Source organism: Curtobacterium flaccumfaciens, from assembly GCF_018598405.1.
Lineage (GTDB): Bacteria > Actinomycetota > Actinomycetes > Actinomycetales > Microbacteriaceae > Curtobacterium > Curtobacterium aurantiacum.
Window position 1 is genome coordinate 16,866 of the sequence record NZ_JAHEWS010000015.1, and the last position, 23,018, is coordinate 39,883.

Consider the following 23,018-nt stretch of genomic DNA (forward strand, 5'->3'; position numbering starts at 1 on the left):
GAGTCCATGCGCGTGGGAGTCCTCGACATCGGGTCCAACACCGGCCACCTGCTCGTGGTGGACGCCCACGGCGGCGCCGCGCCGCTGCCGGCGTCCTCGTTCAAGCAGCCGCTGCGGCTGGCCGAGCACCTGGACGACTCGGGCGCTGTGACGCAGCAGGGGATCGACGCCCTGACCACCTTCGTCGCCGACGCCGTCCGGGTCGCCGAGGAGCGCGGCTGCGAGGACATGCTCGCGTTCGCCACCTCGGCGGTGCGCGACGCCGGCAACTCCGAGGCCGTGCTCGCCCACGTCGAGTCGTCCACCGGGGTCGAGCTGGCCGTCCTGTCCGGCTCGGACGAGGCCCGGTTGACGTTCCTGGCCGTGCGCCGGTGGTTCGGCTGGTCCGCCGGTCGCCTGGCGGTCTTCGACATCGGCGGTGGCTCGCTCGAGATCGCCGGCGGTGCCGACGAGGCGCCGGACGTCGCGTGGTCCATGCCGATCGGCGCCGCACGCCTCGCGCGCTCCTACTTCTCCGCAGGCACCCCGACCGAGGACGACGTCCGCCGGATCCGGCACGAGATCCGCGTCGAGATCGCCCGGGACGCCGGACGGCTGCTCCGCTCGGGCCGCCCGGACCGGGCCGTGGCGACGTCGAAGACGTTCCGGTCGATCGCCCGGATCTGCGGTGCCGCGCCGTCCGCAGCCGGACCGCTCGTGCCCCGTGCCCTCGACGGTGCGGTCCTGCGCCAGAAGCTGCCGGAACTGCTCACGATGTCGGTCGACGAGCTCGCGGCGCTGCCCGGCGTCTCGGCGAGCCGGGCGCACCAGGTCGTTCCCGGGGCGCTCGTCGCCGAGGCGTGCCTGGACATCTTCGACCTGCCGGCGCTCGAGATCTGCCCGTGGGCGCTGCGCGAGGGCGTCATCCTCGAGCGGCTCGACCAGCTGTCGGTCTTGGTCTGACACGACGCAGCGCCGAACCCCGACGCTGGCAGCGCAGCGGAGTCGCCTCGTCGTGACCGAGAACCCAATGCCGTTCCCAGACCTCGAGCCCCTGGTTGACGCCGAGTAACAACGGCAATATGTTAACGGCTAGGAACCGGATTCGCTGGTTCCGTGGCTAAGGGGATTCCATCATGGAGCGAAACTCGATCATCGATCTGCCCGATCTCGACTTCAGCGGTCTCGAGGTTCTGTCGGTCCGCGAAGCGGTCGCCGTTCCTGAGACCGGGGCGACGAGCGGGAGCAGCAGCTGCACCTCGACGTCCTGCTGCGGCAGCAGCTCGTGCTGCTCGTCGGGGTCCTGCGGCTGATCCGACGTGCGGGGCTGTCAGACGTGTGGGAGCCCCGCACTGATCCGATCACCGACGATCAAGCAACCAGACGGGACCCCCCATGGCCGCCATCACCGCCGACGGGCTGACCAAGAGCTACCGCGGAGTCACCGTGCTCAGCGATGTCGACGTCGTCATCGAAGACGGCAGCGTCGCTGCCTTCCTCGGGCCTAACGGCGCCGGCAAGACCACGCTCGTCGAGATCCTTGAGGGGCATCGCGGTCGGGACTCCGGCAGCCTCTCGGTCCTCGGCTACGACCCCGGGCACGTCGTGGACTTTCGTCGCCTCAGGACCATCATCGGTGTCGTCATGCAGCAGACGCTCCTCGAGCCCGCGCTGACGCCCCGCGACCTCCTCCTCCGACAGGCCAGCTACTACGCGGACCCCGTGCCGCTCATCGAATCGGTGAGCCGGTTCGGCCTCGACGAGTTCGCCCGCAAGCCGGTCCGCTCGCTGTCCGGCGGCATGCGTCGTCGTCTCGACCTCGCGCTGGCGTTCGTCGGTCGTCCCCGGATCCTGTTCCTCGACGAGCCGTCGACCGGCCTGGATCCGATCTCCCGACACGCGATCCGCGAGGTCATCGCCGCGTCGAACCGTGCGGGCGTGACGGTGGTGCTCACCTCGCACGACCTCGACGAGGTCCAGCAGCTGGCCGACGCAGTGCACATCCTCAGCGACGGTCGCTTCGCTGCGAGCGGCAGTCCGCGCGACATCGTGAAGCTCTCGGCAGCCCCTGGACGGGTCGAGTTCGACCTCCCCATCGGCGAACACGACCTGCTCCCCGCCGGCGCCGTCCGCGTCGGCGAACGTCTCCGGTACTCCACACCGTCGCACGGCGAACTCCTCGAACAGCTGCGGTCGTGGGAAGCGTCGACGGGGCACAACCTCGGTGACCTGACGATCGCCGCACCCACCCTCGACGACGCGTACGTCAAGCTCGTCGGCGAACCGGAGGTCTCCGCGTGACGATCGACTCGGCGGCTGTACAGCGGCACAACTTCACCAAGAGTTTTTTCTTGCACACGCGGTCAGAATTCGTCGACTTCTGGTTGTCGATCATTTCTCTCGCATTCATCGTGCTCATGCCCGTGATGTTCTACGTCGTGTTCGGTGTTGCCTTCCTCAGCGCTGCGGACAGCATTCGATCCGTGAACGGCGCGCAGATCCGACAGGCGAACCTCAGTTACGCGGGGGTCCTCACCTTCGCCTTGATGTCGGTCACCTTCGCCAACGTCGCGATCGGTCTGGCGATCCGTCGCGAACACGGACTGTTCCGTCGGTTCCGGACGACACCGGTCCCGCCCTGGGTCGTCATGGGGGCGTTCCTCGTGAACATCTTCGTCACGCTCGTGATCGTGCTCTCCGTGGTGTCCGCGATCGGCTTCCTCGGTCTCAAGGTCACCATGGATCCCGACCGGATCCTGCCGATCGTCGTGACGGCAGTGCTTGGGTTCATCGCACTCGCTCCCATCGGTGTGGCGCTCTCGCTGCTCCCGCCGAACGCCGATGCCGCCGTCCCGATCGTCAACGGCATCTTCTTCCCGCTCGCGTTCCTGTCCGGGGCGTTCATCACCGTGCCGCTCGGACCGGTCGTCGACGCGATCACGCCCTACCTCCCCGGGGCGCCGGTCTTCCACTTGTTCGCCGCCGTTTTCTCGGAGGGTGCGTTCGTCTGGGACGCACAACAGGTGCTGATCCTCCTCGGCTGGGCCGTGGTCGGGGTGGTGCTGTCCGCCGTCTTCTTCCGATGGGCGTCCGAGCGCGAGCCGCGAGGCTTCACACGCAGGAAGTCAGCCGAGTAAGCCATGCTCTCAGGGGGACAGACGGTGCGGGTCGATCTCGCACCGCGGTGGATGTTGCGTGAAAACACCTATCGGTACCGAACGCTTCGGCATGACGGGGGCGCGGAGCTCGACCGCCTGCTCGCCGGGATCCACGACGGAACCGTCCGTCGCTCGACGATGCGCGACGCGACGGTCAACGAACTCGAAGCGCTCATCCCGCGACTCGACGGGGTGAGCCGACGACAGGCACTCGCGGCGAAGCGTGCCGTCCACAACGCAGCGAGGACGTTCCCCCCGCTCGGCCCGGAACTGTCCGCTGTGGCGCCGCTCACCGTCGCGTGGTCGCACCACACGCAACGACTGGCAGCGGCAGCGCACGCGGTGGACGAGCTCGAGGGCCGCGACCTGGTGTCCGAGCGCTCGGTCCTCTCAGCGTGGGCCGGCGACGATCGAGTCCAGCAGAGCGTCGCGATGACCAGCACCGTGCTTCTCCACGCCCTGCGTGGGAGTGCTCGCGGAGGTCACCCGGACAAGCGAGGGCGGAAGTCCGAACCGGCGCTGGTCCAGTACTTCTCGCGATCGACGCTCCGAGTGAGTCCGTTCTCGCGCTACACGGCGGTCGACGTCCGCGTCCTCGGTGACCGACCCTCCGCCGACGATCCCAGGCTCCGCAGTACCGTCGCCGTGAAGCGGCTGCTGACGCGGCACGCGGTGCGTCGAGCGATGTCCGACCCGGCCAACGTCGACCACGTCGTCTGGAGCGCCCCACCGGGTGCTGAACTGGTGGGCGACGCACTGGTGTTCCGCCGCCGCCGCTGGGTCGCGCCTGGGCCGGGTGCTCGCCTCGACGCGTTCCGCGAGGTCGACGTCTCGTGGCCGGTACCCGAAGCCTGGCGGTCGGCCGTCGCTGCACTCCTGGTGGCTCGACCAGCTTCCCTGCGCGACCTTGCCGCCCGGATCACGAGGGAGGCCACCCACCGTTTCGACGCCGTGCACGCCGGCCTCGTGCAGTTCGCCTCCCGAGGGCTCCTCGTGCCGGTCGCACCGGTCTCGGAGCAGCACCCGGACTTCGAGGTCGCACTGCTCGACGCGCTGCGGGCCTGGCCAGGCGACAGCGCGCAGGACCTCGTCGCGGCATTGCAGTCGACACATCATCTGACTGCGGGGTTCGGGGAGCTCGGGGGAGCCGAACGGACAGCGCGCCTCGACACCCTCGAGCACGTCTGGTCAGCTGCGGTCGGTGCTGCGGTCACGGCACCGATCGTCGAGGACTCGTACGTCAGCACGTCGGCGTCGGTCCCGTCTCCGGTCGGGTGGCGCGCGCCAATCCGCGCCCTCGCCCCGTTGCTCACCGCGCTCGATGACCAGCGCCTGTTGTCGACGGCGCTCGAGGCCACCTTCGTCGCCGAGTTCGGCGTCGGCGGTGTCTGCACCGACATCAGGCGCTTCGCGACGAAGACCGCTGGAGCATTCCCGCTGGCGCAACGGCTCCTGTCCGGTGACGTCGACAGCGCTCCCTCGCCTGCGGCCCGACGGCTGCTCGACGCGAGAGCGATGGCCGTCCAACACCTGAACGAGCTGTCACGGGTCGATGCGACCGAGGTCGCGGTCGAGCAGGCGGTCCTCGACACGTTGGCGAGCACCCTCCCGGACGCGGAACTCGCGCGCCGCCGCACCGTGGCGGTGTTCGGCCAGGTCGCGGACGACCGCTTCGTGGTCAACCACCTCTACGGCGGGCGACTGCGGTACTTCAGCCGGTACCTGCGCCACCTCGACCCCGAGCACACCGAGGCACTCAGGGGTCACCTCCGCTCCCAGACCGACGGGGCGCTCACGGTGCAGCTGCGCCCCACCCTCGGGTTCAACGCCAACCTCTCGCCGTTGCTCACCGACGCTGAACTCGTCCTCGATGACGACGTGCCCCACTCCCCGGACACGCGACGCATCGACGACCTCGCGATCGTGCACGGGCCGCTGGGGCTCGCCGTGATCGAGCGCGTGTCGGGGCGCCCGGTCGAGATGGTCTACACCGGGTTCCTCGTGCCGCACGCGCTCCCGGCGACCGAGATGCTGCTCGCGATGATCGCGGAGGCTCCCTTCTACGGCTTCGGTGACGTCAGCATGGACCTGCACCGTCGAGGGCCGACCGCTCGGGCTCCTCGGATCGTCCACGAGGACCTCGTGCTGTTCCGCCGCCGGTGGGCAATCGACCCGACCGCACTCCCCAAGGGCGCGAACGAGTCGTCTGCCGAGCACTTCCGGCGACTCGATGCCGACAGGCGGGCCGCGCGGATGCCGTCACAGGTGTTCCTCCGCGCACTCCGCGGTGGCCACGCCACGCCGATGGAGCGGGCCATGAGTCCCAAGCCGCAGCACCACGACTTCCTCAGCAGGCTCCACGCCTCGACCATCCGGCGTCGCCTCGCGGACCTCGGACCGATGGTGATGGCAGAGGAACTCCTGCCCGAACCGACGGCGGGCGCTGCTGCATCCGAGACCTTCTTCGAAGCCACGATCGCCGGGGACCGACCATGACGACCTCCACCATCCGGGTCGACCACCGCGCCGACCCGTCGCGCTTGATCAGCGCTGGCATCCTCGCCTTCCTGCCGCAGCTGCGGGACGTCGACGTCTGGCTGCAGGTGCACTGGCTCTTCGGCCCGCACGTGCTCGTCAACGTCACCGGCGATCGACCGGCCGTGGACGAGGCGCAGACCCGGTTGGTCGATCACGTCTCCGCGTGGCTGGCTGAGACACCGTCCTCGGCGGACTTCGACGAGGTGGCATGGGTCGACCGATCGGTCGAACTCGGGCGCCTCGAGCTCGTGCCGGGCCCCCACGCGCCGATCCGGCCGGACAACCGGGTCGAGGTGGTCGACCGTCGGCTCGACACCTTCATCCGTGACGAAGCCGTCTTCGAGGCGAAGGGGCGGGTCCTGGCACGGGCCATGCGCGACCCGCGCTTCGTTCAGATGACCGAGCGGTCCCCCGCCGAGAACGCAGACTCCGTCTACACGGCGATGTGCATCATCGCGACCTCGTACCCGAAGTGGGGACTCGTGTCGGGGTACCAGGCGTTCCTGTCCCACTGGAAGGAGCAGCTGCACTGGTCGGATCCGAGCGGGCGCGCCGAGTCGGTCCTGCGCGCGTCGTTCCACCGGCAGAAGGAGGACCTCGTCCGACGGCTCGAGGCGCTCCACGGTGGGGCGCGACCGACGAGCGACGACGGTGCCTTCTGGGTCGAGTGGCGTGTCGCTGCGAGCGACGAAGCGGACCGGTTGGCGGCCCGCGAGCAGGTCCTCCCGTACCCGCTGCCCGAGCGGCACGAACGCGCAGTGTCGATCGACGACGACACCGGCCGCCGGTGGTCCGGGTCGGATGAGCGCGCGTACAGCGACTTCCACGCGCAGTTCCGGCGACTCGACTTCACGAAGCTGGGCAACGGTACGGACTTCGCCGCCTACCGCTACCTGATCAACTGCTTCTTCGACCTCCTGCCACTGCTGGGCGTGACGCCGGCCCAGCGCTACACACTCGCCTTCTACCTGACGGAGGCCGCGCAGATCGTGGTCGGCGAGACCTGGCGGGAGACGATCGAACGGGCCGTCACCAGGCAGCAAGGCCTGGCGGACGCGACGCCGACCCTGCCGTGGAAGGGCTGACGACATGGACGGACAACGGGGAACGATGACCACGACCAACGTGCGGCTGCGCGCCACGACGTCCAGCCGCGACATGGAAGGGCTTGGAGTGGCGATCAGCGCCGGCGGTTCCGCGGTGGTCATCAACGGCGTGCACGGCGTGACGCTGTGGCGTGCCGTGGAGCCACACCTCCGGCGAGGCGTCGACCCGGCGGGCTTCGTCGCGACGCTCCCCGCCAGCGCACGCTCGACGGTGCGATCGTTGATGGGGGAGCTCGAAGACCACGGGCTGCTGGTGCGGGACGAGCTCGAGGACGATGCCGCCACCGCACACCCGGCGATCGAGTACCTCCGTCGGGTCTCGCGCGCGCCCCTCGCCGCTGCGCGCCGGACTGCGTCGACGTCGCTCACGATCAGCGGTGCGACGGGCGATCTGGCGGACGCGCTCCGCGTGCAGCTCGCGGTCTGCGGCTTCGCGAGCGTCGCGTTCGAACCAGGTGCGGACGCCCTCGGGCAGCGCCCGATCGTGATCCGCGCGTCTGAGGGACTCGGGCAGCGCACGATGGTCCTGATCGGCGCACGTGGGGGATTCTGCGCCGTCGGTCCCATCGGGGCGGGAGCCGATCACGCGGAAGCGGCGTTCCGACGCTGGGCGGTCGACGCCCTGTCCTCGATCGAGCCGAACTGGGCGGCGTTGGTCGCCGGTCAGGCCGCGCTCGCAGCGCTGCGAGCGATGGACACCACGTCCGATGCGTTTCCGGCGACGCCGGGGAACACGTACGTCACCTCGACGGCAGAGCTCATCGCGGAGCCCCGGCACTTCACTGCGTTCTCCGACCACGCCGAACCCGAGACGCTCAGCGTCGACGACCTGGCTGTCGTGCCGGGACCCAAGACGTCCGTCCCAGACACGTTGGCATCGATGGAGGCACTGTGGGACCCCGTGTTCGGCGTCGTCTCCGGTGTGGTGCCGGGCGCGCTTCCGCAACAGCCCGTCGGTCTCGCCCGCTCCGAGGACGGCAGGGTGATCGGCGTCGGTGTGTCGACCGCCGAGGCTCGGCTCGCGGCCGTGTCCGAGGAACTGACCGGAGCGTGGCGCTCCATTGTGCGGACACCGGGTCCCATCGGCGAGCTCGGGGTCGGACCGACGACGACCGATGCCGCCGCAGCTGCGTTCGTCGCGCTGCTCGAAGCAGACGCGCCTGCCCGGGCGGACGCGGGCGCCACGGCCGGAACGGTCGCCATCACGAGCACCGCCCGCTGGCTCGCATTAGCGGCGGTCCTGATCCTGGGTCGCGAGGTCTCCGTTGAGTCGACCTGGCTCGGAGGGCGTTGGTCGGGGATCGTGCGTGTCACGGCGGACCTCGGCGACGGGGTGTGCGGAGTCGCGTACGGACTGAGCGAGCAGGATGCCGCTGAGGGGGCGCTGCTGCGGGCAGTCGGGCGAGCGCAGTGCGGTGACACCGCGAGGTCCGCACCGCTCGACACCCACTCGGTGCGCAACCGGGCGTTGCTCCGGTGGCCCGGGCTCGAAGGCGCCGTGCGGTTCACTCGGCTGCACGCAGACGGCTGGGACGAGCACGGAGCGCTGGCCGTGTCCGCCGAGGTGACCTCGTGAGCGCGCGGGTGATGGGTGGCACCGGCGCGCCGCCGGTGCGCCGGGTCGCCGACCTGCTCGTCATAGGTCCGGACCCAGCGCCGGACGAACCGGGCTGTGGCGAGTGCGCCGAACGGTGGGCTCTCGACGTCCACCCGCAGACTGTGCCCGCGTCCGGGGCGAGGACCTCCACGCTCCTCGAGCGGTTGGCAGATCGCCTGGGCCGCCTGCCGCAACCGCCCGGCCGCGCCGTGGTCCTCGACACGTCGAACGGCTCGTCGTCCGTGCACTCCATCGCACCGCACAGCGCGTGCTCGCGGTGTGCACCCCTCATCAGTGCATCGAAACCGGCGCAGTGGGACCTCAGCTCGCCGCAGCCGCCGCTCCCCGGAGGCCTTCGGACGCGTGAGCTGGACGGACAGGCGCTGCGAGACGAGCTCGTCGACTGGCGGTTCGGGCCGATCGCCCACGTGTACCGCGACGAGGAGTCGCCGTTCCCGTTGGTGACCGCCGAGGCCATCGCGCCGGGCCGTACGCACCGAGAAGGTGGGTACGGACGAGCGAGCAGCTTCGCGGCGAGTGAGGTACCGGCGCTGCTCGAAGGTGTGGAACGTGTCCTCGGGGGACATCGACAGCCCTCGGCCCAGGTGGTTAGGTCGTCCCACGAAGCGCTCGGCGACCGGGCGCTGGACCCGCGGTCGCTCGCCGGCCACGTTCCGGAGGCGTACGACCGAGCAGACTCCCCGTTCCGGCGGTTCGATCCGGCCGCGGAGATGGACTGGGTCGAGGGCTGGTGGCTGTCGCACGATCGACCGGTTCTGGTGCCCGCGCAGCTCGTCTACTGGCACGAGAACGCGGGCGACGACGCGCTGCTGTACGAATCCTCGAACGGCTGCGCAGTCGGTGGTTCGATCGAGGAAGCCGCCCTGCACGGGTACTTCGAGGTCGTGGAGCGAGATGCCTTCCTGCTCACTTGGTACGGGCGCCTGCGTCTACGGGAGATCGACATCAGCGGTGAGCACTCGTTCGCGGACACCCTCCTCCGCGTCGAGCGCGACGGACTCCGGCTCCGTGTGCTCGACGCGACGAGCGACCTCGGGGTTCCGACGGCGATCGCGATCGTCACGGCACCGGACGAGCTCGTCCGTGCCGGGCGTGCTCCGGCGTTCGCGCTCGCCGCCGGAGCCCATCCGTCCGGCATCCGCGCCATCGCCGCGGCGATCGAGGAGTGCGTGACGAACGCGCTCATGTACCCGAAGTGGGTCTCGATGCGTGAGTCCGTCCGGGTGGACCATTACCGTCCGATGCTCGACGACCACGAGCTCGTACGCGTCCTCGACGACCACACCGGGATGCACGGCCTGCCGGAGGCCCGTGGACTTTGGGGCTTCCTCGATGATCCGAGCGGTCGGGTGTCCCTCGACGAGTTCACCGCGCGCGGGCGGCTCGCGCCGGAGGACGTCACTGCAGAACTGCGGCACCACGTCGATGTCGCGTCACGCGCCGACGTCACCGTCCTAGCGGTTGACCAGAGCGCACCGCACCTCCGCGGGATCGGGGTGTTCGCGGTCAAGGTGATCGCGCCCGGCACCCTGCCGATGACCTTCGGGCACCTGAACCGTCGTGTCGAGAACGTGCCACGGCTATCGCGCGCAGCGTCCATCATCCACGGAGCGGTCACGGCAGGATCATGGGGGGATGCTCCGCCCCCTCACCCGTTCCCGTGACCCCGCAGGGATGGGGCCGAGCCGGCCAGGCGCTCTGGGACGCCGGACCCGGTCGCGACGTCGGGACGGTCCGGACGCTGTTCGAGGCTGACCGTCGCGTGGCCGCACCCTCGGTGGAGGGAGGCCGACGCGGAACGCGCGTTGGCGTGGTCGAGCGGCTCCAGTGCGCGACAGAGCCGCTGCGCGAGCACGGTGACGACTGGCGGGACTCCGTTCTGGCGGCCGTCTGGGAAGCGCACCGGACACGACGGGTCGCGCCGGACGACCGGTACGTCGCACACCGTGCGTACCCTGCGCCCCGTGGGATCTTCGCTGCGGACGCTGTGCTCGAGGTGCAGGACGCCGACGGCCCACACCAGCTCCGGTTCGCCCCGCTTCGCGCCGAGCAGCCGACGCTGCCCGAGCGTCCATGGGTCTCCGCGACACTCGGCTTCGACGTTGACCCCGATCGCTACCCCACCCCGTACGGTCGGCTCCGGGCGACCCTCGCCGGCCTCGAGTCCGGACACCTCGCAGCGACGGTAGCCCTCTGCGCGCACCGTGCCGGCATCCCCACGGTGCTCAGCCTGCGTACGGACGGCGAGGCACACGCACGGTTCCGACTCCACTTCCGTCCGGAGGACACGGCGGACCCTCTGCTCGACGAGTGTGTCGACGCGGCTGCGGCAGGCACCGCGAGCGACTTGCGCGGGTGGCTGGACCGACGCTCGAGCGGGCGGTCGAACGAGAACCTGGTCACGAGCGGCGCCGTCACGGAGGTCGAGGCCGACGTCGTGCACCGAGCACTGCTGGCGGGACTCGAACTGCTCGGGGAGCACGTGCCCAACGGTGCGATCCGCCTCCTCGCCCACAGCGCTGACACCGGATCGATCGATGCGGTACGGGTCGCCGACCTGCACGATCCGGGCAACGGTCGGGCGCTTCGTGGTCGACCTCGCATGACGTCGTCAAGCGGGATCACGTTCGTCGTCGAGCCCCGGCTCCTCGCGGGTCTGCACGGGTCCCAGACACACCGCACCGTGCCCTTCCTGCTCGGCTGGATCGCGCAGTGGGGATGCCTGGCCGCGGCTGCGATCGGCATCGCAGCACGGCCGGCCCGGAACCACGACGAGGTCGAGTGGGCGGATGCGCTCGGCGTCGACCCGAACCAGGTGATCGGCTACCAGCTCTGGCTACGAACGATGCAGGTCGAGGCCCAGGACGTGCCGTGGTCGACGAGGGGGATCAGACTGTGAACACCACGTGGCGCACTGCGCACATCTACCTGCACAACTCCACGTCGACGCTGTCGGCGTTCATCTCCGACACCGTCGCGCCGTCGGTCCGTGCCTGCGCTCCCACCGACTGGCATTTCGTCCGGTACTGGTGGGGAGGCCCGCACCTACGCGTCAGGATGCGTGGGGTCGGGGCAGCGGCGCACGCCGACTGGGTCCGCTCGCTGCGGGACACCCTGCCGAGCGCAGAGCTGCGCCTCGACGAGGCCTCGTTCAGCCGCGAGTTCACGAGCACGTCACCCGTCGACTGGCACGAGCACGGTCAGATCGAGGTCGACGTTCCGTACGAGGCGGAACTTGCCCGCTACGGCGGGGCGGCAGCGATGGCGTCCTCGGAGCGAGCGTTCACGCAGGCGAGCCAGATCGCCGGAGCGATACTCGGTGACCGCCCGGACAGCGCGATGCTCCGGCTGGTCGCCAGTGACGCGATGACCCTCGCCCTGCACGCGCTCGGGCTCGACGACCACAGCGGCGCACGCTCAGCACACCGGTACTTCGGCTCCTGGGACTTCGTGGGGGAACAGCAGACCAGCGGCCCAGAGGCCCGACGCGCGGCCGAGGCGACCTTCGAGGTCGACCCGGACCGATGGCTGCGGCGGAAGGACGCCGTCATCCAGTCCGCCAGCGACGGGGCCGACAGCTGGCGAGCATCACTGTTCCGACTCTTCTCCGAACTCCTCGCAGACCTCGAGGCGTTTCGTGCTCGTGGCCAGCTGGAGAACAGCATCGCGGGTGTGATCTGGAGCCAGGTGCACATGTTCTGCAACCGCCTCGGGGTGTCGGTCTCCGACGAACGCATCGCCGCGTGGCTCACTGCCCTGCAGTGGCGGGGACTGATCGACCGGCGGTTCTTCAACGACGACCCGGCCGCACCGGACCGGCACTACCTCCGAGCGAGCGGCTACAGACGCGCGCGGATGGGCGCGGACCAGATGCCGCGCTTCGACGTCCGCCCCAGCGCGCCCGACCTCGGCCCCAGACAGATCGTCCCACTCCCGGAGGTCGGAGGAGATCCCGGGCTCGACGCGGTGCTCACCCGCCGGCGAAGCACGTACGGGGCGTACGGGACGACGCTGTCGGCCACGGACCTCGGCGCACTCCTGCGATCCGCGGTCGGCGAGGTGCCGGCCGGACCGGCGGTGCCGGTACGACCGCAGACGGCAAGGCGCGCCTACCCGAGTCCGAGTGCGGCCTACGCGGTCGACGCGTTCGTGATCGTCCGCGACGTCGAGGGGACGGAGCCGGGATGTTATCGGTACGACGCTCCACGGCACATCCTCGAGCGGTGGACCGACGCCCCGGCCAATGGGGAACTGGCGCGGTGGTCGCCGTCGTTCAGCGACGTCGCCGGCACACCGCTCGCGGTCGAGCACGAGACCGTTCCGGTGATCGTCGTCCTGGCGCCGCGGCTCGACGAGCTGCGCGTGAAGTACGGGCAGCGAGCACTGCGGCTGACGCTGCTCGAAGCGGGCCACATGAGCCAGAACCTCATCCTGGCATCAACCGCACTCGGCATGCCGAGCGTCCCGTTGTCCGCGTACGACGACGACGCCGTGAACGAATGCCTGCACCTCGACGGTGCCGGCACGTTCACCGCCGCGATCATCCCGATCGGGGCGCCGAAGAAGACCACTGCCATCGAAGGGGACACGGCACATGCATGACGACGAGAAGAACCTGCAGTACGTCAGCATCGGTATCGCCTCGGCAGGCTTCGCCGTTGCGGGCCTGGCACTCGGGATGATCCTTCGGCGACCGGGGATCGGTGCCGTGGTGGGGACCGCGGTCGGACTGTTCTGGCGATCCCGGGCGATCACTTCCGGGATTCACTCGTGAAGCCCGTTCCACGTGGATTGAATGTCGCCCGCGAGGCCTTCACTCGACTGCACGCCTGTCCGGAACCAGCTGGGCACGAGACGGTCTCGAGCGCCGTCGTCGCCGACCTCTGTCAGGGCATCGGGGCGACGGTGACGACCGGCGTCGGCGGCCACGGGGTGATCGCCCGCATCGGGAGCGGCGAACCGGTCGTCGCCTTCCGCGCGGAACTTGACGCGCTGGCGACGAGCAACGGCGCCGAGCACCTGTGCGGGCATGACCTGCACGCCGCGGCGCTGGTCGGCGCGCTCGCCGCCCTGCAAGCCGGCGAGGCGCCGTGGACGGGCTCTGTCCTCGCGATCTTCCAGCCTGCCGAGGAAACAGGGACCGGGGCTGCTGCGATGGTGGCCTCAGGGATCGACCGACTCGTCCCGACACCCACGGTCCTGCTCGCTCAGCACTCATCGCCGCTTCCGCACGACGTGGTGGCGTTCCGCCCTGGGCCGGTCACATCCTGGAGCGAGACGGCGTCCATCGAACTGACTGCTCGCGGAGGGCATCCGGGGCTCGCGGGGAGCGAGCGGCATGCGCTGACCGTCGCCTTCAGTCGACTGGTGTACGGCGTCGCCCCGACGATCGGCCAGGTGACCCAGGCCCGGCTCGGTGGGGCGGCCTGGAACGCGCTCCCGAACAGCGCCGCCGTGACGGTCGACCTCCGTGCGCCGGACGAGGCCTCGCTCAGCGCCCGCCGACAGGCGCTCGGGCGGGTGCTCGACCAGGTCGGCGTGGACGGTGTTGAACTGTCCACGGCGGCGACTCGAGCCTTCGCCGGGGTCAGCAACGATCCGGACGCCGCCGCCCTGCTGTACCGAACATTTGCGCAGCGTGGTCGCACTGCGGTCCTGATGCCCGGGCCGTCGGGCACGTCAGACGATGTCGGGGGGCTGGCGGCGGCCTTCAGCGCCCCGTTGGTCTACTGGTTCTGGGGTACGTCGGGCAGCTCGCAGATGCCAGCGAGCGACCATGCCGCGCTCGCCGCCGGGCGAGCGCCGGTCACCGTGCCCGCGAACCACTCTCCGCTCTTCTCGGCGTCCGCCCGGTCGCTCGACAGCGGACTGCTGAACTTGCTGATCGCGCTTTCGGCATGGAGCTCGCCACGGAGCACCTGGAGCGAGCGGCAAATCGAAGGGCCGGCGCGAGCGCGTTCCTCGCCGGTCCGAACCACCGAAGGGGAACGACGATGACCGGATCAATGCCTGAACTGCCAGACCTCGACTTCGACGGGCTTGAGACCTTCTCGGTGCGTGAGGCGGTCGCGGTGCCTGAGACCGGCGCGACGAGCGGGAGCAGCAGTTGCACCTCGACGTCGTGCTGCGGCAGCCGCTCGTGCTGCTCAGCGGGGTCCTGCGGCCGAGGTGAGACGACCGAGGCGGGGAGTACGCGCTCCCCGCCTCGGTCGGATCCAGCCAGAGGGAAGCGGAATTACTGCTCGCGCGTCTCCAAGCCCTGGCGAGTGCGCGGACGGGCGGGCGTACCGCTACTTCACGCTCGCTGAATTCGAGGTCCGGGTCGACCACTCGGTCGTGGCATCAACGTCATCGGACGGCTTGCAAGCGGGCATGGACTGACCGATTGAGGAGTACGGGGAAATGATGACGGATTGGACTGGGATGCTCTGGGTACTGGTGCCGGTGACGGCGATCGTCTGTGGAGTGGTGTACTCGATCGCGCGTCTCCGGTGGGGCGCTGACCGCGGGCAGGCCGACCGGGCGGCCGCTGAGCAGACCGCGGCCGCGCAGCGCGAACTGGCGAGCACGCTCGCGAGAATCGAACGACGCCTCGACGGCATCGATCGGGTGTTGCGGCAGGTGGACTGAGGAACGCGTCAGCGCCGGGCGCCAATGGCGCTCTCCGGCCGTCCGCTGGGCGAGGGCGGTGGTGCGAGGAGCCACGGGCGGATCAGCTTCGTCACGAACGGCAGCACCCAGAACGTCATGATCGGCGTGAGCACGACGGTCGTGATGAGCACCCGGGGCAGGATCGCGACGTGGGCGAACGCGGGGACGAGCCAGGCCATCAGGTACGTGAACGCGAGGTTCACCGGGAAGAAGCCGAGCCAGATGCTCACGGACTGCTTCCACCGCGGGGGAGCACTCGAGGCCGGGGCGTCCTGCGGGACGTCGAACCAGCCCTCGATGCCGGTGCGCTTCTCGACGCGGGACTCCACCACCAGGTCACGGCCCAGGTCGAGCCAGCGCAGTCGGTCGTCGGAGTTCTCCCACGTGGCCAGGGATTCGTGGTCGGCGAAGCGGTAGAGCATGTGCCACTCGCGGGACTGCGCGGTGGAACGCACCCACCCGGAGCCGAGGAACCCGGGGTAGCGGTTCGCCAGGTTCACCCCGGACTGCACCCAGCGGGTGGCCTCGGGGATGCGGTCGGGTTCGACCAGGCGGGTGACGGAGACGGTGACGGGTGGGCCATCGGTCGCGGGTGGCGACGACAAGGCCCCAGGCTCTTCTGGAGTCATGCCCCCAGTGTCGCGGACCCGTGTTTCCGGCTCGTGACACGCGTCACGCGAGCCGGCTGAACGTATCCACGTGGTCTGTCGACCACGGTCCCAGGCGGGTGCAAGACGATCATCTGGCGAACGCGCCACCGAGAGGACCCCGATGACCGATCCCGAGCCCACCACCACCCTCGTCGCGACCGTCGACGGACCCGACGGCAGCACGTACGAGGTTCGGCGGCTGACGCTCCCGACCGGTGCGTCGACCGGCTGGCACCGCCACGACGCGCGTCAGACCGGACTGGTGGTGCGCGGTGCGCTGACGCACGTCACCGAAGAGGCCACGCGGGTCCTCGGGCCGGGGGAGGCCCTGGTCGAGGAGCCGCGCATCGTGCACGACGGCCGCAGCACCGGCACGGAGGACGCCGAACTGCTCTACGTCGCCCACCTTCCGGCAGGCGCCGCGGCGTCGACCCCGGGCGAGGCACCACCGAGCGAGGGGCCGGCCCGCAGCGCGCTCGTGGCGGTCCCGCTGGGCCGGCCGCAGTTCGTCCACGCGCTGCGCTACACCGCGATGTACGCACCGAAGCCCTTCGCCGAGGCACTGCTCGTCTACCGGGACAACGGCACGTACACGATCCTGTCCCCGGGTGAGGACCACCACGGCTGCTACGTCTCGGCGACCGATCCCGCCGAGGGGATGCGGCACGTCGCGTTCATGTCGTGGCCGTCCGCGGACTGGGGCCGGAACGTCGCATCGCACACCCTGACCTTCGAGGCGGCGAGCGGTGCGTTCACCCAGGAGCTCCGGTTGCCGGGTGACCCGGTCCCGCGGGCGCAGTACGGGTACGCGGTACCCGTCGAGGACCCGGAGTCGATCGACACCGGCGCTGGGTGGGCAGCGCTCCGGCAGCAGTACGCCGAGGTGTTCACCACGCTCGAGCGTCTGGCGGGCGGCAGCTCGACCGCGGCCTGACCCTCGCCAGCGGTCAGCTCGCCTGCTTCTTGGCGGCGGGCTTCTTCGCCGGAGCCTTCTTCGCCGGAGCCTTCTTCGCGGGCGCCTTCTTCGGCGCCGACTTCGCGGGGGCCGTCTCGGTCGTGCTCTCCGCGGCCTTCTTCGCGGGCGCCTTCTTCGCCGGTGCCTTCCTGCCGGAGCCGGACGTGCCCGAGCCCGAACCGGACGACGACCGTGCGGTCGACGACGAACGCGACCCCGAGCCTCCTGTCCGCTTCTTGTCGACGGACGCACGCAGGGCGGCCATCAGGTCGAGCACGTCACCGCCCTCGTCGTCGTCGTCCTCGTCGTCCTGCGCGCCGAAGGTCTTCTCGGTGTCGATGTCGTCGCCCGCCTCGAGCTTCGCGTCGATCAGCTGCTGCAGCTCCTCCTGGTAGGAGTCGGTGTAGCGGTCGGGGTCGAAGTCGGTGGACATGCTCTCGACGAGCGACGAGGACATCTTCAGTTCGTTGGCGCTGACCTTCACCGTCGTGTCGAGGGTCTTGAAGTCGGCCGCGCGCACCTCGTCGCCCCAGAGCAGCCCCTGCAGCAGGATGACCTCGTCGTGCACCCGGAGCACCCCGAGCCGGGTCTTCTGCCGCAGGGTGAACTGCACGATCGCCAGGCGGTCGGTCTTCGCCAGGGTCTCGCGCAGCAGCACGTACGCCTTCGGCGAGCGCGAGTCGGGCTCCAGGTAGTAGGTCTTCTCGAACATCATCGGGTCGACCTGCTCGACGGGCACGAACTCGAGCACCTCGACCTCGTGCGACTGCTCCTCGGGGAGCTGCTTGAAGTCGTCCGCCGTGAGCACCACGGTCTTGTCACCGTCGTCGTAGGCACGCTGGATGTCGGCGTACTCGACCTCGTGGCCGAACTCGCACACCCGCTTGTACCGGATGCGGCCCTTGTCGTCGTCGTGGACCTGGTGCAGGGACACGTCGTGCGTCTCGGTGGCCGCGTAGACCTTGATGGGCACGTTGACGAGCCCGAACGCGATGGAGCCCTTCCAGATCGACCTCATGCGCACATGATGCCCGCCCGCACGCGTGCGTGCCCGGAGCCGACGGGTCCTCCACAGGTCCGCCGTCCGGGGGATCGTTCCACGGATGTCCGGTTCGCTGGACCACCGCGAGGCCGGCGCGAGCACGATGGGCCCATGAGCCAGCTCGACAAGCAGGACCCGCGCGACCAGTTCCCCCGTCCGCCGTTCCCCGCGCAGACCCAGCAGGGGTCCGGGCTGGCGAGTGCGATGGACCCCGCCCCCGACCACGGCGAGACGAGCTACCTGGGCACCGGGCGGATGCGCGGGTACCGGGTGCTCGTCACGGGCGCGGACTCCGGCATCGGGCGCGCTGCGGCGATCGCGATGGCGAAGGAGGGCGCCGACGTCGCCCTGAACGCCCTGCCCGAAGAGCGCGAGGACCTCGAGCAGGTCCGCGACGTCATCGGCGACCTCGGGCGCAAGGCCGTGCTGCTGCCCGGCGACCTGACCGACGAGGCCTTCTGTGACGTCCTGGTGCAGGACGCCGTCAGCCAGCTCGGGGGTCTCGACGCGCTCGTGCTGGTCGCGGGCCACCAGCAGGTGCACGAGGACGTCACCCGGCAGAGCACCGAGGACTTCGACCGCACGATGAAGGTCAACCTGTACTCGCTGTTCTGGCTCGTCCGCGCTGCTGTCCCGCACATGGCGCCGGGGAGCTCGATCGTCACGACCAGCTCGGTGTCCGCGTACCAGCCGCAGGACCGCATGATCGACTACGCCGCGACGAAGGCCGCGATCATCACCTACACGAACGGGCTCGCGCGGCAGCTCGCGGCGAAGGGCATCCGGGCGAACACCGTCGTGCCGGGGCCGGTGTGGACGCCCCTGCAGCCGATCAGCTACCCGGGCGACGAGATCGCGGCGTACGGGCAGGACACCCCCTTCGGGCGCCCGGCCCAGCCGGTCGAGCTCGGCAGCGCCTACGTGTACCTGGCCGGGCCCGAGTCGTCGTACACGTCCGGCACGACCCTGACGGTGGCGGGAGCGACCGGGGTGGCGCTGTGAGTCCCGCCTCGCGCAAGACCGTCGTCATCGTCGGCGACCGTCGGCTCGCGCTGACGAACACCGACAAGGTGCTCTACCCCGAGACCGGCACCACGAAGGGTCGGGTGATCGAGTACTACGAGCGCGCCGCGCCGTGGATGATCCCGCACGTCAAGGACCGCCCCGTCACCCGGAAGCGCTGGGCCAACGGTGTCGAGGGCAAGGTCTTCTTCGAGAAGAACCTGCCCGAGTCGGCCCCCGACTGGGTGCGGCACCACACCATCCACCACTCGGAGCACGACAACGAGTACCCGATCGTCGACGACCTGCCGACGCTGGTGTGGATGGCGCAGCAGGCCGCGCTCGAGCTGCACGTGCCGCAGTGGCGGTTCGGCCCCCGCGGTGCGCAGCAGAACCCGGACCGGCTCGTCCTCGACCTCGACCCCGGCGAGGGCGTGGGGCTGCCCGAGTGCGTCGAGGTCGCCCTGGCCGCCCGCGAGATCCTGCACGGGATGGGCCTCGACCCGTACCCGGTGACGTCCGGCTCCAAGGGCATCCACCTGTACGCGGCCCTCGACGGCAAGGCGTCGACCGCGCAGGTCTCCGACGTCGCCCACGAGTTGGCGAAGGCCCTCGAGACGGACATGCCCGATCTGGTGCTCTCGTCGATGAGCCGCGCCGAGCGGAAGGGCAAGGTCTTCGTCGACTGGTCGCAGAACAACGGCAACAAGACGACCATCGCCCCGTACTCGCTGCGCGGCCGCGAACGGCCGACGGTCGCGGCACCCCGCACCTGGAAGGAGCTCGAGGAGCGCGGGCTCGCGCAGCTCACGTTGGACGAGGTCCTCGAACGCCTGGAGGCCCGGGGGGACTTCCTGCACCCGGTCGCCTCCGCCTCGCTGGCGGTCGGGCGCGACGACCACGGTCACTGGGACAGCGACCGGACCGAGCGCGCGAACGACGCCGAGCAGCCCGCACGTGACCGGCTCGCCGCCTACCGGGCGAAGCGCGACGCCGCGAAGACGCCGGAGCCCGTGCCCGCGGGCGCTCCGACCGTGCGGAAGGACGGCACACCGACCTTCGTGATCCAGGAGCACCACGCCACGCGCGACCACTACGACTTCCGGCTCGAGCACGACGGGGTGCTGGTGAGCTGGGCCCTGCCGAAGGGCGAACCGACCGACCCCGGCAAGAACCACCTGGCCGTGCAGACCGAGGACCACCCGCTCGAGTACGGCACGTTCGAGGGCACGATCCCGAAGGACGAGTACGGCGGCGGCACCGTGACGATCTGGGACGACGGCACCTACGAGCTCGAGAAGTGGCGCGAGGGGCAGGAGGTCATCGTGACGCTGCACGGTCGGGCCGGTGGCGCTCGCCGGCTCGCACTCCTGCACACCCGTGGCCGTGGCGGCGGGGACGAGAAGAACTGGCTCATCCACCGCACGAAGGAGCAACCCGAACGGCTGGCGGACGCCGGAGGCCCTGCGGGGCCGGCGGCGGCGCGACGGGCGGACCGGCCGTCGGACGGGCACGGCGATGCGCACCGCGCCGGGAAGCGACGGATCAGCGGGACCGCGGACGCCGAGACCCCGCCGTCGGAGCGCCGGACGATGCAGGCGACCCTGGCCAAGGGGGAGCCCCGGCTGGACCCGGCCGAGTGGGCCTTCGAGATGAAGTGGGACGGGGTGCGCGCGCTGGCGACGGTCCGCGACGGGTCGGTGACCCTGCGCAGCCGCAACGACAACGACCTGACGGCCCAGTACCCCGAGCTGCAGGAACTGGGCGAGCGGGCCGGGGTGGACGGCGTGTTCGACGGTGAGATCGTGGCCGTCGACGATCGTGGCCGACCCTCGTTCCAGCTGCTCCAGAACCGCATGGGCCTGACCAAGGCACGCGAGGTCCGGAGCGCGCAGGAGACCACGCCCGTGCGGTTCCTGCTGTTCGACGTGCTCGAGGCGGACGGCCACGAGCTCACGCGGCTCGGCTACGACGCCCGGCGACAGGCACTCGAGACGGTCGTGGAACCGGGCGGTGCAATCGACGTGCCGCCGGCGGTGCAGGGCGACCTCGACGCGGTGCTGGCTGCATCGCGCGAGCAGGGCCTCGAGGGCGTGGTCGCGAAGAAGCGGTCGTCGAAGTACGCCGAGGGCCGGCGGTCCGAGGCCTGGCTGAAGCGCAAGCACCACGCCACGCAAGAGGTCGTGGTCGGCGGTTGGAAGCCCGGCAGCGGACGGCGAGCCGGCGGGATCGGGTCGCTGCTGCTCGGCGTGCCCGGACCCGACGGGCTGGAGTACGTCGGCAAGGTCGGCACGGGGTTCCGCGACCGTGACCTCGACGAGATCGCCGCGCTCCTCGGTCCGACGGAGCGGAAGACCTCGCCGTTCGTCGACGTCCCGCGTCCTGACGCCCGTGACGCGCACTGGGTGACCCCGAAGCGCGTCGGCGAGGTCGAGTTCGCCGAGTGGACCGGCGACGGACGGCTCCGGCAGCCGTCGTGGCGCGGGTGGCGCGTGGACAAGGACCCGGACGACGTCGTGCGGGAGACCTGACCCGCGCTCCGGCCTCGGCTCCGCATGCGTGCGCATGGGGTCCGCCGCTGGCGAACATCCGTCCCCCGTCCCGAGCCTGCGTGGGGGACAGTATCGGCACCGCTGGCCAGAATCGGTCACGGCCTGTTACGTTCGCCGGGACGAAGGGGGCTGGAGCGGATGGACTCGAGCAAGTACCTGCCGCCGTACACGGCAGCAGAGCGCGTCGCGATCACGGGGGACGACCGGTCGCAGCGCAAGACGGAGCCCGTGGCCAGCACCACGGAGGCCGAGGTCCGGTACGCGGACTTCCTCGCCGACGAGGGCGACGGCTGACCGGCTGACGCCGGAGGGCTGGCGCACCGAACGAGCTGACGGGGCTGACGGCCCCCACGGCCCGCACGCTGGATCAGGGAGCGCACGGACCGTCGGCGGGAGGCGTGACCGGTCGGTTCAGGGAGACCGGACACGACCCCTCGCGCCAGGCGCACCGAAGCGCACCTGGCGGGTCCGTCCTTGAGACGTGTCGAGCGGCCGGTTCGTCACGCAACCACGGAAAGAAACTCGCCGGGCACCCTCGGTGGGGTGCCCGGCGAGTTCGGTGGAGCGGGGCCGAGTCAGGCCGCGGGCGCGGGGCCGTCCGCCGGCTGGGCGTGGTCGGCCACCGGGGCGTCCTCGTCGATGAGGGTGTCCTCCTCCGGTTCGACCACCTCGGTCGCAGCGGCCTTGGCCTCGTCGATGGACTCCTGGGAACGGCGGAGCAGGTCGTCGTCGTGTGCTGCCTGATCGGTCATGCCAGCAACCTACGCGGGCGTCCCTGTGTCGGCGTCCCGTCGGCCGGCACCGTGCGTCGGTGCACGGCGGTCGGAGTGCAGCGGCTCGAAGTCCACCGCGGACGTCGGCGCGGGCGTCGAGGGCATCGCCGGAGCGGCCGGGGCGCCGAACGCATCGGCGGCGTCGAGCACCGCACGGGTGGCGGCGACGGCCGTCCGGAGCGCATCGCGGACGGGCATCGCCCGGTGCGCCGGGGTCCGGACCTCGACACCCCACGGCTCGTCGAACCCGAGTTCACGGACGGTCCGGACGAAGCCGGGCAGGTCCCACGCTCCGGCACCGGGCAGGTACCGTGCGGTCCGGGACTCCTCGGCGAGGGTCATCCCGCTCGGGGTGTGCAGTAGTCCGTCGCTCAACTCGACGGCTGCGAGGACCCCCGGCGCGACGCCCTGACGGATCGAGGCGAGGGTGGAACCGCCGCGGAGCGCGTGCATGGCGTCGATGAGCAGCCCGCCGTTCGGGTGCCCGGCGGCGGCGACGAAGCGGGAGGCCCGTTCGATCGTGGGCAGGTTGGACCACGGTTCCGGTTCGAGCACGAGCTGCGCTCCGACGGCTTCGGCCTGGTCGGCGAGCACGACCCAGTCGTCGGCCATCGTCGCGGGGGAGGCTCCGGGCAACGAGGTGTCGGCGCGCACCGCCACGTGCCAGGCGCTCAGGGTCGCGGCGGCCTCGAGCACGACCCCGCGGTCGGCGTCCTCGTCCTCGGTGCGGCTCGTGCAGGTCCACCAGCGGTCGAGCGGGCCGAGCTGGACCCAGACGATGCCGGCTCCGTCGAGCATGCGGCGCAGTTCGGCGAACCCCGTCGTCGCTCGGACCTCGTGCAGGTCGTCGAGGGACAGCGACAGGCCGGCGAACCCAGCGGCACCGACGGCGTGCACGCGGTCGCGGATGCTCTCGTCGCCCGCCCACGTCCAGGACGTGGCGAGCAGATCGTGTTCGAGCACGGTGGTACCTCCGGCAGTCCCGAGGTGTCCG

Annotated in this window: 22 protein-coding genes; 18 read left to right on the plus strand and 4 right to left on the minus strand. The window is 70.7% G+C overall.

What is annotated here, in order from left to right; genetic code table 11:
• Positions 1-6: 6 nt before the first annotated feature.
• From KK097_RS10835 to KK097_RS10900, 14 genes are all read left to right on the plus strand, one after another.
• A complete protein-coding gene (locus tag KK097_RS10835) occupies positions 7-942 on the plus strand; it encodes a Ppx/GppA family phosphatase (protein WP_214544743.1) in 936 nt (311 codons plus the stop codon).
• A gap of 173 nt (positions 943-1,115) precedes the next feature.
• Positions 1,116-1,292 carry a thiazolylpeptide-type bacteriocin gene (locus tag KK097_RS18815; protein ID WP_123701219.1) on the plus strand — a complete coding sequence of 59 codons (177 nt, stop codon included), beginning with the start codon at positions 1,116-1,118 and terminating at the stop codon, positions 1,290-1,292.
• Between the two features lie 82 nt (positions 1,293-1,374).
• The gene (locus tag KK097_RS10845) at positions 1,375-2,280 is read left to right on the plus strand and encodes an ABC transporter ATP-binding protein (RefSeq protein ID WP_194628255.1); all 906 of its coding nucleotides are present in this window, start codon (positions 1,375-1,377) and stop codon (positions 2,278-2,280) included.
• Complete coding sequence (locus KK097_RS10850; RefSeq protein ID WP_214544745.1) at positions 2,277-3,116, plus strand: ABC transporter permease; 840 nt, start codon at positions 2,277-2,279, stop codon at positions 3,114-3,116. The genes KK097_RS10845 and KK097_RS10850 overlap by 4 nt, the downstream gene beginning before the upstream one ends.
• A gap of 159 nt (positions 3,117-3,275) precedes the next feature.
• Positions 3,276-5,633, plus strand: a complete 2,358-nt coding sequence (locus KK097_RS10855; protein WP_214544746.1) for a lantibiotic dehydratase family protein — start codon at positions 3,276-3,278, stop codon at positions 5,631-5,633.
• Positions 5,630-6,760, plus strand: a complete 1,131-nt coding sequence (locus tag KK097_RS10860; protein WP_214544747.1) for a hypothetical protein — start codon at positions 5,630-5,632, stop codon at positions 6,758-6,760. The genes KK097_RS10855 and KK097_RS10860 overlap by 4 nt, the downstream gene beginning before the upstream one ends.
• Positions 6,761-6,785: 25 nt before the next feature.
• The gene (locus KK097_RS10865; protein WP_214544748.1) at positions 6,786-8,357 is read left to right on the plus strand and encodes a hypothetical protein; all 1,572 of its coding nucleotides are present in this window, start codon (positions 6,786-6,788) and stop codon (positions 8,355-8,357) included.
• Between the two features lie 185 nt (positions 8,358-8,542).
• On the plus strand, positions 8,543-10,063 hold the full coding sequence (locus KK097_RS10870) for a SagD/YcaO family ATP-dependent cyclodehydratase (protein ID WP_214544749.1): 1,521 nt from the start codon (positions 8,543-8,545) through the stop codon (positions 10,061-10,063).
• A gap of 146 nt (positions 10,064-10,209) precedes the next feature.
• Positions 10,210-11,298 carry a hypothetical protein gene (locus KK097_RS18700; protein ID WP_214544750.1) on the plus strand — a complete coding sequence of 363 codons (1,089 nt, stop codon included), beginning with the start codon at positions 10,210-10,212 and terminating at the stop codon, positions 11,296-11,298.
• Positions 11,295-13,001 (plus strand): thiopeptide-type bacteriocin biosynthesis protein, encoded by a 1,707-nt coding sequence (locus tag KK097_RS10880; RefSeq protein ID WP_214544751.1) that lies wholly within the window; start codon positions 11,295-11,297, stop codon positions 12,999-13,001. The genes KK097_RS18700 and KK097_RS10880 overlap by 4 nt, the downstream gene beginning before the upstream one ends.
• Positions 12,994-13,173, plus strand: a complete 180-nt coding sequence (locus KK097_RS10885; protein WP_194628271.1) for a hypothetical protein — start codon at positions 12,994-12,996, stop codon at positions 13,171-13,173. The genes KK097_RS10880 and KK097_RS10885 overlap by 8 nt, the downstream gene beginning before the upstream one ends.
• Positions 13,170-14,396: a M20/M25/M40 family metallo-hydrolase gene (locus KK097_RS10890; protein WP_214544752.1), complete on the plus strand. Its 1,227-nt coding sequence runs from the start codon at positions 13,170-13,172 to the stop codon at positions 14,394-14,396. The genes KK097_RS10885 and KK097_RS10890 overlap by 4 nt, the downstream gene beginning before the upstream one ends.
• A gap of 8 nt (positions 14,397-14,404) precedes the next feature.
• Entirely contained in the window at positions 14,405-14,707 is a 303-nt protein-coding gene (locus KK097_RS18820) for a thiazolylpeptide-type bacteriocin (protein ID WP_367575482.1), read from the plus strand.
• A 97-nt stretch (positions 14,708-14,804) separates the two neighbouring features.
• The gene (locus KK097_RS10900) at positions 14,805-15,029 is read left to right on the plus strand and encodes a hypothetical protein (protein ID WP_214544754.1); all 225 of its coding nucleotides are present in this window, start codon (positions 14,805-14,807) and stop codon (positions 15,027-15,029) included.
• An 8-nt stretch (positions 15,030-15,037) separates the two neighbouring features.
• Here the strand turns inward: KK097_RS10900 and KK097_RS10905 are convergent, their stop codons facing one another.
• Positions 15,038-15,679 carry an antibiotic biosynthesis monooxygenase gene (locus KK097_RS10905; protein WP_214544756.1) on the minus strand — a complete coding sequence of 214 codons (642 nt, stop codon included), beginning with the start codon at positions 15,677-15,679 and terminating at the stop codon, positions 15,038-15,040.
• A 142-nt stretch (positions 15,680-15,821) separates the two neighbouring features.
• On the opposite strand from KK097_RS10905, the gene KK097_RS10910 reads away from it, so the two are divergent.
• Positions 15,822-16,634: a cupin domain-containing protein gene (locus tag KK097_RS10910; RefSeq protein ID WP_214544757.1), complete on the plus strand. Its 813-nt coding sequence runs from the start codon at positions 15,822-15,824 to the stop codon at positions 16,632-16,634.
• A 13-nt stretch (positions 16,635-16,647) separates the two neighbouring features.
• Here the strand turns inward: KK097_RS10910 and ku are convergent, their stop codons facing one another.
• On the minus strand, positions 16,648-17,673 hold the full coding sequence (gene ku / locus KK097_RS10915) for a non-homologous end joining protein Ku (protein WP_214544758.1): 1,026 nt from the start codon (positions 17,671-17,673) through the stop codon (positions 16,648-16,650).
• 135 nt (positions 17,674-17,808) lie between these two features.
• Here ku and KK097_RS10920 point away from each other — a divergent pair, with 135 nt between their 5' ends.
• The 3 genes from KK097_RS10920 to KK097_RS10930 all read left to right on the plus strand — a co-directional run bounded on the left by KK097_RS10920 (position 17,809) and on the right by KK097_RS10930 (position 21,545).
• Positions 17,809-18,699, plus strand: a complete 891-nt coding sequence (locus KK097_RS10920) for an SDR family oxidoreductase (protein WP_214530279.1) — start codon at positions 17,809-17,811, stop codon at positions 18,697-18,699.
• On the plus strand, positions 18,696-21,230 hold the full coding sequence (locus KK097_RS10925; RefSeq protein ID WP_214544759.1) for an ATP-dependent DNA ligase: 2,535 nt from the start codon (positions 18,696-18,698) through the stop codon (positions 21,228-21,230). Before KK097_RS10920 ends, KK097_RS10925 begins: the two co-directional genes overlap by 4 nt.
• A 159-nt stretch (positions 21,231-21,389) precedes the next feature.
• Positions 21,390-21,545, plus strand: coding sequence for a hypothetical protein (locus KK097_RS10930; RefSeq protein ID WP_214530281.1), 156 nt, complete (start codon positions 21,390-21,392; stop codon positions 21,543-21,545).
• A 281-nt stretch (positions 21,546-21,826) separates the two neighbouring features.
• Here the strand turns inward: KK097_RS10930 and KK097_RS10935 are convergent, their stop codons facing one another.
• Together KK097_RS10935 and KK097_RS10940 are read right to left on the minus strand one after the other, a co-directional pair.
• A complete protein-coding gene (locus KK097_RS10935; RefSeq protein WP_214544760.1) occupies positions 21,827-22,003 on the minus strand; it encodes a hypothetical protein in 177 nt (58 codons plus the stop codon).
• Positions 22,004-22,012: 9 nt separating this feature from the next.
• The gene (locus tag KK097_RS10940; RefSeq protein ID WP_214544761.1) at positions 22,013-22,987 is read right to left on the minus strand and encodes a sugar phosphate isomerase/epimerase family protein; all 975 of its coding nucleotides are present in this window, start codon (positions 22,985-22,987) and stop codon (positions 22,013-22,015) included.
• Positions 22,988-23,018 lie beyond the last annotated feature (31 nt).